Source organism: Aquamicrobium terrae (genome assembly GCF_052978165.1).
In genome coordinates this window covers 879,847-891,985 of sequence record NZ_JBRKLZ010000001.1, presented here as the reverse complement: position 1 = coordinate 891,985, position 12,139 = coordinate 879,847, and the positions used below count along the sequence as shown (strand labels likewise).

Here is a 12,139-nt window from a genome sequence, read left to right as displayed (position 1 = left end):
CCTTGGAAAGCAGAGCCTAACCGTCAAGGGTAAAGGAAAGATCAGCGCCGCCATTCATGCCTGTGGCCGCATTGGGGCAGGCCGCCTCGTGGCCTCTCACTGGCAGAAGGTCGAGCCGTTGCGGCGCGGCGCAAGGTCCAGATGCAGGTGGGTTTCATGATCGGCATCGCTGCCGGGTCCGAGCACGGTCTTGAACGGGCCGCAGGCGGCCTTGCGGATGCGGTCGAGAAATTTCCCCTGCTTTTCCGCAGGCGCGAGGCCGACCTCGACGCTGCTCTTGTCCTTGAGGGTGAAGGAGGCGATATCCAGCGCATTGCCGAAGGCATGTTCCGACATTTTCGCGCCGTTGTGGCGCGGGCGGCAGACATAGGCGGAAGCGTGGGTGACGCCGGCCACCTCCGAACCCATGATCTCCCTGGCCGCCGGCTGCACGACGTCGGCCATGAAGCGCGCGAGGGTCTCGGCCATGGCGCAGTTCAGCTCCGCTTTCGGAGCCAGTTCGACGGGTTTGCCGAGGCTGGTGACGATAACCGGGTAGGGGATCGAGCAGCCGGCAGCCGCGTCGTGCTGTGCCGGCTCGTCCTCGAACGCGACGCCCATGGCGCGCAATCTCTTGCGGCAGGCCTCCTCCTCGGCCGGCATCTTTTCGGCGGCAACCATGCCCGAACGCGGATCAGGCTGCGGGGTGGGCCGCTTGTCCTCGGCTTTTTCCGGTTCGTCCGGCTTGCTTTCGGGCGGCTTGCTTTCGGGCGGCTTGCTTTCGGATGGCTGCTTTTCGGGCGGCTTGGCTTCCGGCACGGGCGCCTGGCTGGGTGGAGAGGCTGGCTGCGGCGCGTCGTCCGGCCGGGGCTCCGGTGTCGGCGTTTCCGTCTGGGAGGCAATATCGGGCTGTGGGGTCCGTTCGGCAAGCATTTCGGGCACGGGCGCCGATTGCGGCAGCCGCACAGGCTGGCGCCTTGCGACAGCGGGCTGCGCCATCAGGCAGGCAAGGATCAACAGGGACAGGGAACGAAATCGCGAAACGGCCATCGCATCCAAACGGGTACGGGCCCGCGCGGTTGCAGCGAAAAATGATCACCTTCGGTAACGGCTTGTTGCCGCCGGCGTGTTCCTCGCACTTCGCAGGCAGATTCCGGAACGCTGCCCAAGTCGTTGAAGCCGAATCCCTTTTGCAGGTTCATGCGTGGCTGTCATGCAGCCGGCGGCTCCAGTCCTCGACCTTGCGGCTGGCGATGCGCCGCGCGGCAAGCTCACGCCACGACGGCGCCAGTTCCGGCAGGGCACCAAGCTCCTGAAGCGATTCCGTGTCCATGGTGCGCGTGTAGAGAAGCCCGATGATGCGCGCCAGCGACCACTCCGGCTGCGGGCGCTCATGCAGCACCAGCGCATTGCCCGCCTCGGCCGCGCCCTCTTCCAGCACCCTGTAGTACCAGCCGGTGCGCCCGCTCTTTTGCACTCTGATCGCCATGTCCGGGCGGTCGAAGCGGGCATTGAGCCGCCAGCAGGGCTGGCGTCCCTGGCTCACCTGCAGCAATGCGGAGCCGAGGCGAAAGACATCGCCGATGCAGAGATCGGCTTCGGACAGGCCGCTTGTCGTGATGTTCTCGCCGAAGGCCGGCGCCGCGGCCTCGATGCCTTCCTTGCGCCATTCGCCATAATGGTCGGCGGGGTAGTGATGCACGGCCTTCTCGGGGCCGCCATGGTGGCGGGTGTCGCCATGCTCGTCGCCTTGCAGTCCGACGCGGGTGATGGCCAGATGTCCTTGCACCGGCTTCTTGTCGATGCCGCTCGGCACCTGCCGCGGTCCGAGCGGCGCCAGCGTACCGATGAAAAACCCCTCGACGATGGCCGGCGCCGGTGCCGTAGTCTTATTCGGCAACGCTCTCGAGCCCCTGTTCCAGCCAGTCGGCAAGCTGCGGCAGGCCGAGCAGGTAGCGGGCCGTCTGCCGCAGCGGCCGCTGTTTCGCCGCTGTCAGCGCCTCGTCCCACTCGCTTGCGTCGAAGTCGCCGCGCCCGATCCATGCCAGCGCGATCAGCTCGGCGGCCTCGTCGACGTTGAGATCGCTGATCAGTGCCCGGAATTCGCGTTCGGTCAGGTCTTCCGTCTCTTCCTCCGCCAGGCCGTGATGATGCTGGAGGTCGCGGCTTTCGCCGTCGAATTCGATCTCATGCTCGCTGCCGGCATCGAAATCGTCGCGCATGCCGGCGCTCAACGCCTTCGCCTTGAGGATCAGCATGCGGACCGTGTCCGGCCCGATCGAAAGCTCCCACTCGCGTTCCTGGCTGTTCCGCATCGAAAATCCTCGTGCCAATCCAGCCCGGCCGGTGCTGCCGGACCCGCCCGATGATAGCCTATCTCGCACATTCGTCATACGGCCGAGCTTCGGCCGCAAGAGGCCGGATTGACAGGGCCAGCGCGGCGAATGAAATGGCGCAAGCTCTCTCCATTCGATCGGATTCCCCAGCGTGGCGTCGCTCCTCACTCCCAAGGTCCTGCCCATCCTCATGCTGCTGGCCTCGAACGTCTTCATGACCTTCGCCTGGTACGGCCATCTGAAGTTCAAGGGCGCGGCGATCTCTGTCGTCGTCCTGGCGAGCTGGGGCATCGCCTTCTTCGAATACTGGCTGGCGGTGCCGGCCAACCGGCTCGGCAATCAGGTCTATTCGGCGGCGGAGCTGAAGATCATCCAGGAGGTCATAACGCTCGGCGTCTTCGCCGTGTTCTCGGTCACCTATCTGAAGGAGGCGCTGACCTGGAACCACTTTTTCGGCTTCCTGCTGATTGCCTGCGGCGCGGCGCTGATTTTCAGGGCCTGATTTTTTTGCCGGGCAAGCGTCCTTCGTTTTTAGGACGTGAAAAACCTCCAGCAATTGCTATATTGTGACGAGAATCCGAGATGTGACGGTTCCGTCAGTGTCCTGACGGACCGTTTTCTTTTTGTCGAAAGGGCGCCTGGAAAGGGCGTACGGCAGGAAAGGAGTGGCTATGAACAAGGTGCCGATGACAGGCGGTGGCTTCGAGACGCTGAAGGAGGAGCTGCGCTGGCGCCAGCAGGATGAACGGCCGCGCATCATCGAGGCGATTTCCGAAGCGCGTTCGCATGGCGATCTCTCGGAAAACGCCGAATACCACGCCGCCAAGGAAGCGCAGAGCCTCAATGAAGGCCGAATCAGCGAGCTTGAGGACCTGATCGCGCGCGCCGAGGTCATCGACATCAGCAAGCTGAGCGGCGACAAGATCAAGTTCGGCGCCACGGTCGTGCTCGTGGATGAGGACACTGAAGAGGAAAAGACCTACCAGATCGTCGGCGACCAGGAAGCCGATGTGAAGGCGGGGCGCATCTCCATCTCGTCCCCCATCGCGCGCGCTCTGATCGGCAAGGAAGTCGGCGACGCCATCGAGGTCAACGCACCGGGCGGTGCGCGTGGCTACGAGATCGTCCAACTGCGCTGGGCCTGATCCGGTCGCCGGATAGGAAGATCCAGCCATGGCCGCAGCGCCGGTCGACCTGTCGCGGGTCCATGTCGTGGTGCCCAATTTCAAGAAGCGCCTGTCCGGCGTCACGAGCACCATCATCCAGCTCGTGCCGTTGCAGGCGAAGGAGATCGGCATCGCCACGCTTGGGCCCGGCCTGCCCGACCACCTGCCGCGCCTGCGCTGGTGGCAGGTGCCGGGCTTGCTCCGACGGCCGCAGGGCGCCTCGGTGCGTGTCTGGCATGCGCGCCGCAACCCCGAAATGCTGGCCGGCGTGGTGCTGCGCGACATCTTTCGCGCGCCGCTGAAGCTCGTCTTCACCTCGGCCTCGCAGCGCCGCCACAAGCGCTGGACGAAGTTTCTCATCCGCCGCATGGACGGGGTGATCGCCACCAGCCGCAAGACCGCCGCCTATCTCGAAGTGCCGAACACGGTGGTCATGCACGGCATCGATATCGAACGCTTCCACCCGCCGGCGGATCGTGCCGAGGCGGCGCGGGAACTGGGGCTCGACCCCGGCCAGTTCCATGTCGGCTGTTTCGGCCGCGTGCGGCACCAGAAGGGCACCGACCTGTTCGTCGATGCCATGATCGCGCTTCTGCCGCGCCATCCGCGCTGGTCCGCCATCGTGGCCGGCCGCGCGACGGCCGAGCACAAGGGGTTCGAGGTGGATCTGCGCGCCCGAGTCGAAAAAGCCGGCCTGGCCGACCGCATCCTGTTCGTCGGCGAGCACCGCGACATCGAGCGCTGGTATCGGCCGCTGTCGCTGTTCATCGCTCCGCAACGCTGGGAGGGGTTCGGCCTCACCCCGCTCGAAGCTATGGCGACGGCGGTCCCCGTCGTCGCCACCGATGTCGGCGCCTTCTCCGAGCTGATTGAAGACAGCGTCACCGGCACGCTCATCCCCCGCGACGACCTCGGCGCGATGATCGCTGCGGCAGAGCGATGGATGGAGGACGAGGCCGGGCTAGGGCAGGCGGCGGCGAACAGCCGGGCCCACGCCGCGACGCGTTTCAGCATCGAGGGAGAGGTGCGGCGGCTGGGAGAGATCTATGCAGCCGCTATACACGGGCAATGATCCGTGCGAGATGCCGGAATGGCACGATGGTCGCCGCACCCCGCCTGTGCAGAATTTGAGCCGATGAGCACACAAGCCGAGAACCGCCCCACCGTCTCCGCCGTCGTCACCAGTTGCCGGCGCTTCGACCTGCTTGAGAAGACGCTGGAGAGTTTCCTTGAACAGAACGACTATCCGCTCGACGAGCTGATCGTGATCGAGGACTCGGACGATCGCGGCGTCTACGGCATCGAGCCCCTGTTGCAGGGGACAAGGCACCGCATCATCTTCAACGGCAAGAATATCGGCCAGATCGCCTCGATCGACAAAGCCTACGCGGACATCGCATCGGACTATATCTTTCACATGGAAGACGACTGGCTGTTCACCCGCAAGGGCTTCATCGCCCGGGCCGTCGAGATCCTCGAACAGGAGCCGCAGGCCATCATGGTGACGGTGCGCGACGATGCCGACATGCCCCGCTATGTCCGCAGCCTCAAGACGCGCCGGACCGGGACAGCGAGCTACAAGCTGGCTTTTCCGGAACTGCACTTTCTATGGCATACGTTCACCTTCAATCCGGGATTGCGGCGGACCGAAGATTACCGGGCACTACGGGGCGGCTACGCGGCCATCGGGGATGAAATGGCCATCAGCCACCATTACAAGGCCCGCAAGTGGGACATGGCCTGGATGATCGGCGGCGGGGTAAAACACGCCGGCGATGCGCGATCCGCTTACGGAAATGGAGCGGGATATCGCAGGCCGGCCTCGTCGGGTGGCCTGTCACGTCTGCTGAGGCGCGAAAATTTGCGCAAATGGCGCGAATCTCTGGGGCGCCATTTTTGGCACAGGCTGCGGCTGATGGGAATCGACACCGAGCCACTGCAACGCAGGAAACGGTGACGATGAAAGGATCGATCCGCACCTATGTGATCAATCTGGACGGCGGCACCGAGCGCCTTGAATCCGTCAGCCGGATGCTTGGTTCATTCGGCATGGATTTCGAGCGTGTTCCCGCGTTCGATGGCCGCAAGCTCGATCTGAGCAAAGTTGCCGACTACGATGCGGGCCGCGCGGAGCGCTATATGGGGCGAAGCCTGGTTGGCGCGGAAATCGGGTGCTACCGCAGCCATCTTTCGGCTGCGGCGCAGTTCCTGCAGTCGGATGCCGAGTACGGATTGGTCTTCGAAGACGACGTGCTGTTGCGTTACAATCCCATCGCACTTCTGGAGGAGGCGCTTCCCGTCTTGGAGAGCGCGGACAAGGATTGGCTCCTGCTCAATATCGGCGCCAACAAGTCCAAGATCACCAGCCCGATTTCGGAGCATGACATCGGCAGTTATCGATGCAGTCTCGTTGCCGCGCATTATTTTCCCATGATGGCATGCGCGATCGTCTGGTCCCGGGAAGGAGCCAGGCAATTCGTCGAAAACCACGGCAAGATATTTGCTCCTGTCGACAATTACTTTCGCTATTGGCTGACCCGCGCCGGGCATGGATATGCCTTCTGGCCGGCGCCGGTCACCACCACCGACGCGGAAAGCCAGATTGCCGCATCGGATGGCCGCAAGCGCAGCAGATATGGCCGCAAATGGTATTACGGCTTCTCCAAGCAGAAGAGGCTTCTTGAGGATAAGCTGATCGCCCTGGGCCGTCGGTATCGCTTCAGGGCAAAAGCCTAGAAGTCCCTCAACCCCAGGCGTGCCCCAGCGTAAATGAGCTTATCAATGAAGGTCTATTACATAAACCTGGACAGGTCGCCCGAGCGTCGCGCGTGGTTCACGCAGCAGGCCGAAGCGCTCGGGCTCGATCTCGTGCGGGTTCCGGCGGTCGATGGCCGGGAACTGCCGGCGGGGGAACTGGATCATTGGCGGCAATTGTCCGAAGGGAACAAGATTCTCTCGCGCGGCGAAATCGGCTGCTTCCTTAGCCATAGAAAAGCATGGGAGGCGGTGCTCGCCGCTCAGGAAAAGTGGGCCTTCATTGCCGAGGACGACATTCATTTTTCGAGAAATGCCGCGGCTTTTCTTTGCGACGATAGCTGGATCCCCGCACAAGCTGGTTTGATAAAGGCGGAGACAGATTTAAGGCGACATGAGTTTTCTCCCACTTCATGGCCGACGCCTTTCGGCCATGAACTCAGGCGGTTGAAGTCGACGCATCTGGGTGCGGGTGGCTATCTTCTTACACCTGAGGCGGCTAGTCATTTGTTGGCCTTCACGGAACACAGGTGCGAGGCTGTCGACGGTCTGTTGTTTGCAATGAATTACATGAAGGAGCATCAACTGGAGGCGTGGCAAATACTTCCGGCAATTTGCATCCAGGATGTCTATATCGAAGAGCACGCAGATACTGAAAATCTTCGAAGTGTTGTTGATAAGGAACGTGTCGAGAGCCGTCTGATAACCAAGAGTATTACTGTAACACATTTCACTAAAATTAAGAGAGAGGTAAATCGTATACTGATGCAATTACGTAGCCTTCTTGCAAGAATCTACCTAACGCTCATGCGAAGGTCTGTATTTATGGCAGTCGATTTTGATGGGAAGAAGATGGATTCGTGAGAGACACTGATGAAATGCTATCTCATCAATCTCGACAGAAGCCCCGAACGGCTCGAACGCATGGCCGCCGTGTTCGCCGGCGTGGGGATTGAGTTCGCGCGAATTCCGGCTGTAGACGGCAAGTTGCTTTCCGCGGAGGAGCAGCGGCACTGGCTGAGTGACGGCGATACGCCCTACGAGCTGACCGCAGGGGAGATCGGTTGCTTTCTGAGCCACCGCAAATGCTGGGAAGTCATAGCGGGCAGCTCCGAAAGCCACTTCGTAATATTCGAGGATGACATTCACATCGGCAGGAACGCGACGGAAATTCTCTCGCGCGTCGACTGGATTCCAGCCGACGCCGATATCGTTAAGATAGAGACTTTCCTGCATCCCACGCAGATGCAGAGGAAACCCGCCTCCGTCGTGTGCGGAAGGAAAATCACCAGATTGTGGAGGACCCATTTCGGAACGGGCGGCTACATCATCTCCAGCAGTGCCGCGTCGAAGCTGCTCTCCCTGAGCGGGAAACTTTCCTGCCCTGTTGATCACTTCCTATTTGACCCGCGGTTTTCGGGCTTCAGTTCCCTGGTCATTTATCAGATGTCACCGGCCCTATGTGTGCAGGAGGTGGCGCTTAACTCGAAAGACGTCGACCCAGTCTTGAGCAGCACTCTCCATCGTGAAAGAAATCCACTGGGAAGGGATACAACGCGAAAAGGTCTGCGAAAGCTCCGGCGGGAGATCGGCAGGCCGTTCGAGCAATTTTGGCGAATGGTGTGGCTCTCGATCAAAGGCAGAAAAAGAGGCCTTGTTGCATTTGAATAGCATCGGCGCGAGATATGCTTCGTTTTGCGGTGTACGGCTCCAGAGATTCCAATGGAATTCGAAGCGGGACCTTTCACCTTGCTTTGCGATGATGCCTTATTTGAATTTCCGGGACTTTCATCATGAAAGTGTAAAATTTAATTTGTTCGTTTGATATGCAGTCTGCACTTAATCATGTACATTCAACCCTGTTGATTTATGAAATATTTATTATCAAATATTTTATATAAGTTATTAATATGTATATTTTTTCTTTTTTAATGGGATCGTGAGAATGTTTAAAGAAAGCCGTGCTGAGTTCTTGATGCGATGGTATCTGTACAGGCGCTGGAAGAAGCGTATATCGCCATTGCGGCAGTCTGAATACAATTTCCATACAATTATTCCACGCCTTCGAGATAGGGGCGATATATTTATAGACCTTGGTGCAAACATCGGCGATGTCACCTTGGCAGCTCGCCGATATGGCATGAGAGTCATCGCCTTTGAACCTGATCCCATCGCGCGTGCGGTGCTGGAGGCGCGAACGAACGACGATAGCGGAATTACGATCATTCCCAAAGCTGTTGGTGGGTTGGCTCGAATTGCGACTTTTCATCAACGTCCTGACGTTGATGACCTGATGAAAACACAGTCCTCATCACTGGTGCTCACGCATGAACATACTGGTGGCAATACATTCGATGTTGAAGTCGTTAACATCGTCGACTTTATAAATGAAGTGGATGGCCGCATCGCAGCCCTAAAGATGGATATTGAGGGCGCAGAGGCCGAGTGCCTCGAAGCTATGCTCGATGCAGGGAGTCATCGCCGAATAGGATATATGTTCATTGAGACCCATGAAGGTTTCTCGGATGAGATTCGTGAGAGGATAAGCGCTTTGCGCAGACGTATTCTCTCCGAGAAAATCGATAACATCGATCTTGATTGGGTCTGATCGCCTTGGTTGGAACGGAAATAAGCGAACTACAATCTCGTTAGCGCGAGCTTGTCTGAATTCGGCCTACCCGATCCTCACCGGCACTTCATCCTTCACCTTGCGGATGGTCAGCGCGGTGCGCACCGTGTCCACGTTCGGCGTCGAGGTCAGGTCCTCGATCACGAAGCTCTGGAAGGTGCCGATGTCGCTGGTCACGCAGTGAAGCAGGAAGTCGGATTCGCCCGACACCATCCAGGCTTCGCGCACGATCGGCCAGTTGCGGGTGCGCTCGGCGAAGGCCTTCAGTTCCACCTCGGCCTGGTGCTTGAGGCCGATCAGGCAAAATGCCACCACCTCCATGCCGAGCGAAGGGGCGTCCAGCAGGGCGCGGTAGCCGCGGATGATGCCGGTTTCCTCCAGCCGGCGCACGCGCCGCAGGCAGGGCGGGGCGGAAATGCCTACCCTTTGCGACAATTCGACATTGGTCATGCGGCCGTCATGCTGCAATTCGCGGAGGATTTTCCAGTCGATGGCGTCGAGGTCGGCCTTCACGGTCATGCGATCATCTCTGCGCAAGAATCTGTCGTGTTCCGGTAATTAAACGACTTTTTATCATACGCCAGCGATTTTACGTTACGCCGCGTTTCTCTTTCTCTCCTGCGACAAGCTTTCCGGGGACACTTTGCCGTTTGCCTTGCTGGCACGGCGGCCAGCACTTACATTGACGGCGCATATCGATCTGTTTTTCCTGCGGGCTGCCGGGCGGCCCGCCATCGCCAAGGCAGCGCCATGACCGTCAAGCATGCTCCCGTCCTCATCATCGGTTCCGGTCCGGCAGGCTACACGGCCGCCATCTATGCGGCGCGCGCCATGCTGAAGCCGATGCTGGTGGCGGGGCTGCAGCAGGGCGGCCAGCTCACCATCACCACCGATGTCGAGAACTATCCGGGCTTCGCCGAACCGGTGCAGGGCCCGTGGCTGATGGAGCAGATGGCCAGGCAGGCCGAGCATGTCGGCGCGGAGATTGTCCACGACATCGTCGTCGAGGTCGACCTCGATGCGCGTCCCTTCGTGGCGAAGGGGGATTCCGGCACCGTCTACACGGCCGATGCGCTCATCATCGCCACCGGCGCGCAGGCCAAGTGGCTCGGCATTCCCTCCGAGCAGACCTTCATGGGCTTCGGGGTGTCGGCCTGCGCCACCTGCGACGGCTTCTTCTACCGCGGCAAGGACGTGGCGGTGGTCGGCGGCGGCAATTCGGCGGTCGAGGAGGCGCTTTACCTGTCCAACCTGGCGCGCAGCGTCACCGTCATCCACCGCCGCAACGATTTCCGTGCCGAGCGCATCCTGCGCGAGCGCCTGCTGGCCAAGGACAACATCAAGGTCATCTGGGATACGGTTGTGGACGAAGTCACCGGCCGTCCGGGGCAGCCCCCGCAGCCGCCTTCGGTGGAAGGGCTGAAACTGCGCAATGTGGTGACCGGCGAGGAAAGCAACCTGCCGATCGACGGCGTGTTCGTGGCCATCGGCCACGCACCCGCCGTGGAACTGTTCGCCGGCAAGCTGAAGCAGAAGCCGAACGGCTATCTGTGGACCGAGGCGGATTCCACCCGCACCAACATTCCCGGCGTGTTCGCCGCGGGCGACGTCACGGACGACATCTATCGCCAGGCGGTGACGGCGGCCGGCATGGGCTGCATGGCCGCGCTGGAAGCCGAGAAATATCTGGCGACCGTCGAAGCACACCGGGACGCGGCGGAGTAGCCGCAAAAAATCCCAACTCGTCTTTCAGACGCCGCATCACACGAGGGGAATCATGGCGCTGGATTGGGACAAGCTCAGGGTTTTTCATGCAGCCGCGCAGGCGGGGTCGTTCACCCATGCCGCCGAGACGTTGCATCTGTCGCAGTCCGCGATCTCGCGGCAGGTGAGCGCGCTGGAGCACGATGTCGGCGTGCCGCTGTTCCACCGCCATGCGCGCGGCCTGGTGCTGACCGAACAGGGCGAGATGCTCTATCGCACGGCGCATGACGTGCTGATGAAGCTGGAGTCGATCCGTTCGCGGCTGCTGGAAACCAAGGACCACCCGACCGGCGTGCTGCGGGTGACGACGACGGTCGGGCTCGGCACCGGCTGGCTCACCGAGCGCACGAAGGAGTTCATCGATCTCTATCCGGAGATCAACCTGCAGCTCGTCTTCACCAATGAGGAGCTGGACCTGACCATGCGTCAGGCCGACTGCGCCGTGCGCCTGCGCCAGCCGCAGCAGCCGGACCTGATCCAGCGGCGCCTTTTCACCGTGCACCTGCATGTCTTCGCCTCGCCGGCCTATATCGAGCGCCACGGCAAGCCGAAATCGGTAGCGGAACTCGACCAGCACCGCATCGTCACCTTCGGCGAGCCGGTGCCCTCTTATCTGGGCGGCCTCAATGCGCTGGAGACGGTGGGGCGGCCGGATGGCGAGAAGCGGCCCAGCGTGTTGCAGATCAACGACCTGATGTCGATCCGCAAGGCGGTCAAGCGTGGCGTCGGCATCGCCATGCTGCCGGACTACATGGCCGGAAAGGAGTCCGGGCTCGTCCCGATCCTCGAGGAACTCGAAGGGCCGTCCTTCGACACGTTCTTCGTCTATCCCGAGGCGATGAAGAATCAGGCCAAGCTCAAGGCCTTCCGCGATTTCATGTTCGCCAAGGCCCGCAACTGGTCCTACTGAAGCGGGCGGCGGGTTCGGCGCTCGGGCCGGTATCGGCCGGCTTCATCCCCGCCTTGGTGCGGCCTCCGGAACAGACTGTCCTGCCTGGCAGCCGGCGCAGAAATACGCATGCCGCCGCCTCGCCACTGGTGCCCCTGCCTCGGGAGCAGGCATCCGGCCAGATTTCGTGCCTTTATTCTGGCCTTATTGCTGCATGCGATGCATTGGACCACAGATGCCGCCTTTTTGCATGCGTGCGTTGCAAAATAGATGCTTGTTTGTTGAGCAGCGGTGGCCCATATATCAGTCATCTCCTGAGCGCGTTCTCCTCCCATTAGCGCTCACGAGTGTTCCCCTCTGGAGGTTTAGCCTTTTTGGCACTTCCATCAAACTCAGCCGGATCTTCTGATCCGGCTTTTTTGTTTTTGGCTTCCGCCGGCTGATCTTCAGCTTTCTTGCCGGGTCGGTTTCCGGCCACGGTGGGCGTTCTTCACCACCATCGAAATTTTTCGCAGCCCGCCACAGGAGCAAACGCCGACATGCTCGCATGACGGTGGGCCGCCGGTTTCGCCGCCCTTGCAAGCCGGCGAACGCATCCATGGGTGCTCGCGATGTTCAGGGG

The 12,139-nt window shown here is 60.9% G+C and carries 14 protein-coding genes; 10 read left to right on the top strand and 4 right to left on the bottom strand.

Annotated elements, in window-relative coordinates; genetic code table 11:
* Positions 1 to 96 precede the first annotated feature (96 nt).
* The 3 genes from ACVCNR_RS04470 to ACVCNR_RS04460 form a co-directional block, all read right to left on the bottom strand.
* Complete coding sequence (locus tag ACVCNR_RS04470; protein ID WP_447073948.1) at positions 97 to 1,029, bottom strand: extensin-like domain-containing protein; 933 nt, start codon at positions 1,027 to 1,029, stop codon at positions 97 to 99.
* A 148-nt stretch (positions 1,030 to 1,177) separates the two neighbouring features.
* Positions 1,178 to 1,879: an MOSC domain-containing protein gene (locus ACVCNR_RS04465; RefSeq protein WP_447073947.1), complete on the bottom strand. Its 702-nt coding sequence runs from the start codon at positions 1,877 to 1,879 to the stop codon at positions 1,178 to 1,180.
* Entirely contained in the window at positions 1,869 to 2,294 is a 426-nt protein-coding gene (locus tag ACVCNR_RS04460; protein ID WP_354198629.1) for a DUF3775 domain-containing protein, read from the bottom strand. Before ACVCNR_RS04460 ends, ACVCNR_RS04465 begins: the two co-directional genes overlap by 11 nt.
* 211 nt (positions 2,295 to 2,505) lie before the next feature.
* Between ACVCNR_RS04460 and ACVCNR_RS04455 the strand changes: the two genes are divergently transcribed.
* The 8 genes from ACVCNR_RS04455 (at position 2,506) to ACVCNR_RS04420 (ending at position 8,843) form a co-directional block, all read left to right on the top strand.
* Positions 2,506 to 2,817: a DMT family protein gene (locus ACVCNR_RS04455; protein ID WP_447075638.1), complete on the top strand. Its 312-nt coding sequence runs from the start codon at positions 2,506 to 2,508 to the stop codon at positions 2,815 to 2,817.
* A 169-nt stretch (positions 2,818 to 2,986) separates the two neighbouring features.
* A complete protein-coding gene (greA, locus tag ACVCNR_RS04450) occupies positions 2,987 to 3,460 on the top strand; it encodes a transcription elongation factor GreA (protein WP_354198625.1) in 474 nt (157 codons plus the stop codon).
* Between the two features lie 28 nt (positions 3,461 to 3,488).
* The gene (locus tag ACVCNR_RS04445; protein ID WP_447073946.1) at positions 3,489 to 4,553 is read left to right on the top strand and encodes a glycosyltransferase family 4 protein; all 1,065 of its coding nucleotides are present in this window, start codon (positions 3,489 to 3,491) and stop codon (positions 4,551 to 4,553) included.
* A gap of 63 nt (positions 4,554 to 4,616) precedes the next feature.
* Entirely contained in the window at positions 4,617 to 5,438 is an 822-nt protein-coding gene (locus ACVCNR_RS04440) for a glycosyltransferase (protein WP_447073945.1), read from the top strand.
* Between the two features lie 2 nt (positions 5,439 to 5,440).
* Entirely contained in the window at positions 5,441 to 6,217 is a 777-nt protein-coding gene (locus ACVCNR_RS04435) for a glycosyltransferase family 25 protein (protein WP_447073944.1), read from the top strand.
* A 45-nt stretch (positions 6,218 to 6,262) separates the two neighbouring features.
* Positions 6,263 to 7,099: a glycosyltransferase family 25 protein gene (locus tag ACVCNR_RS04430; protein ID WP_447073943.1), complete on the top strand. Its 837-nt coding sequence runs from the start codon at positions 6,263 to 6,265 to the stop codon at positions 7,097 to 7,099.
* A gap of 9 nt (positions 7,100 to 7,108) precedes the next feature.
* A complete protein-coding gene (locus tag ACVCNR_RS04425; protein WP_447073942.1) occupies positions 7,109 to 7,906 on the top strand; it encodes a glycosyltransferase family 25 protein in 798 nt (265 codons plus the stop codon).
* Between the two features lie 274 nt (positions 7,907 to 8,180).
* Positions 8,181 to 8,843, top strand: coding sequence for an FkbM family methyltransferase (locus ACVCNR_RS04420; RefSeq protein ID WP_447073941.1), 663 nt, complete (start codon positions 8,181 to 8,183; stop codon positions 8,841 to 8,843).
* 66 nt (positions 8,844 to 8,909) lie between these two features.
* Here ACVCNR_RS04420 and ACVCNR_RS04415 read toward each other — a convergent pair whose 3' ends face one another.
* On the bottom strand, positions 8,910 to 9,383 hold the full coding sequence (locus ACVCNR_RS04415; protein WP_354198611.1) for an Lrp/AsnC family transcriptional regulator: 474 nt from the start codon (positions 9,381 to 9,383) through the stop codon (positions 8,910 to 8,912).
* Positions 9,384 to 9,614: 231 nt separating this feature from the next.
* Between ACVCNR_RS04415 and trxB the strand changes: the two genes are divergently transcribed.
* Together trxB and ACVCNR_RS04405 are read left to right on the top strand one after the other, a co-directional pair.
* The gene (trxB, locus tag ACVCNR_RS04410; protein ID WP_354198610.1) at positions 9,615 to 10,589 is read left to right on the top strand and encodes a thioredoxin-disulfide reductase; all 975 of its coding nucleotides are present in this window, start codon (positions 9,615 to 9,617) and stop codon (positions 10,587 to 10,589) included.
* 52 nt (positions 10,590 to 10,641) lie between these two features.
* The gene (locus tag ACVCNR_RS04405; protein WP_354198608.1) at positions 10,642 to 11,538 is read left to right on the top strand and encodes a LysR family transcriptional regulator; all 897 of its coding nucleotides are present in this window, start codon (positions 10,642 to 10,644) and stop codon (positions 11,536 to 11,538) included.
* Positions 11,539 to 12,139 lie beyond the last annotated feature (601 nt).

Excerpts from the sequence above, each read along its gene's own strand:
- ACVCNR_RS04460 (WP_354198629.1), bottom strand. The coding sequence starts at position 2,294 with ATGCGGAACAGCCAGGAACGCGAGTGGGAGCTTTCGATCGGGCCGGAC.
- ACVCNR_RS04405 (WP_354198608.1), top strand. The coding sequence starts at position 10,642 with ATGGCGCTGGATTGGGACAAGCTCAGGGTTTTTCATGCAGCCGCGCAG.
- ACVCNR_RS04440 (WP_447073945.1), top strand. The coding sequence starts at position 4,617 with ATGAGCACACAAGCCGAGAACCGCCCCACCGTCTCCGCCGTCGTCACC.
- ACVCNR_RS04435 (WP_447073944.1), top strand. The coding sequence starts at position 5,441 with ATGAAAGGATCGATCCGCACCTATGTGATCAATCTGGACGGCGGCACC.
- ACVCNR_RS04425 (WP_447073942.1), top strand. The coding sequence starts at position 7,109 with ATGAAATGCTATCTCATCAATCTCGACAGAAGCCCCGAACGGCTCGAA.
- ACVCNR_RS04470 (WP_447073948.1), bottom strand. The coding sequence starts at position 1,029 with ATGGCCGTTTCGCGATTTCGTTCCCTGTCCCTGTTGATCCTTGCCTGC.
- ACVCNR_RS04445 (WP_447073946.1), top strand. The coding sequence starts at position 3,489 with ATGGCCGCAGCGCCGGTCGACCTGTCGCGGGTCCATGTCGTGGTGCCC.
- ACVCNR_RS04430 (WP_447073943.1), top strand. The coding sequence starts at position 6,263 with ATGAAGGTCTATTACATAAACCTGGACAGGTCGCCCGAGCGTCGCGCG.
- ACVCNR_RS04415 (WP_354198611.1), bottom strand. The coding sequence starts at position 9,383 with ATGACCGTGAAGGCCGACCTCGACGCCATCGACTGGAAAATCCTCCGC.
- greA (WP_354198625.1), top strand. The coding sequence starts at position 2,987 with ATGAACAAGGTGCCGATGACAGGCGGTGGCTTCGAGACGCTGAAGGAG.
- trxB (WP_354198610.1), top strand. The coding sequence starts at position 9,615 with ATGACCGTCAAGCATGCTCCCGTCCTCATCATCGGTTCCGGTCCGGCA.
- ACVCNR_RS04420 (WP_447073941.1), top strand. The coding sequence starts at position 8,181 with ATGTTTAAAGAAAGCCGTGCTGAGTTCTTGATGCGATGGTATCTGTAC.
- ACVCNR_RS04455 (WP_447075638.1), top strand. The coding sequence starts at position 2,506 with ATGCTGCTGGCCTCGAACGTCTTCATGACCTTCGCCTGGTACGGCCAT.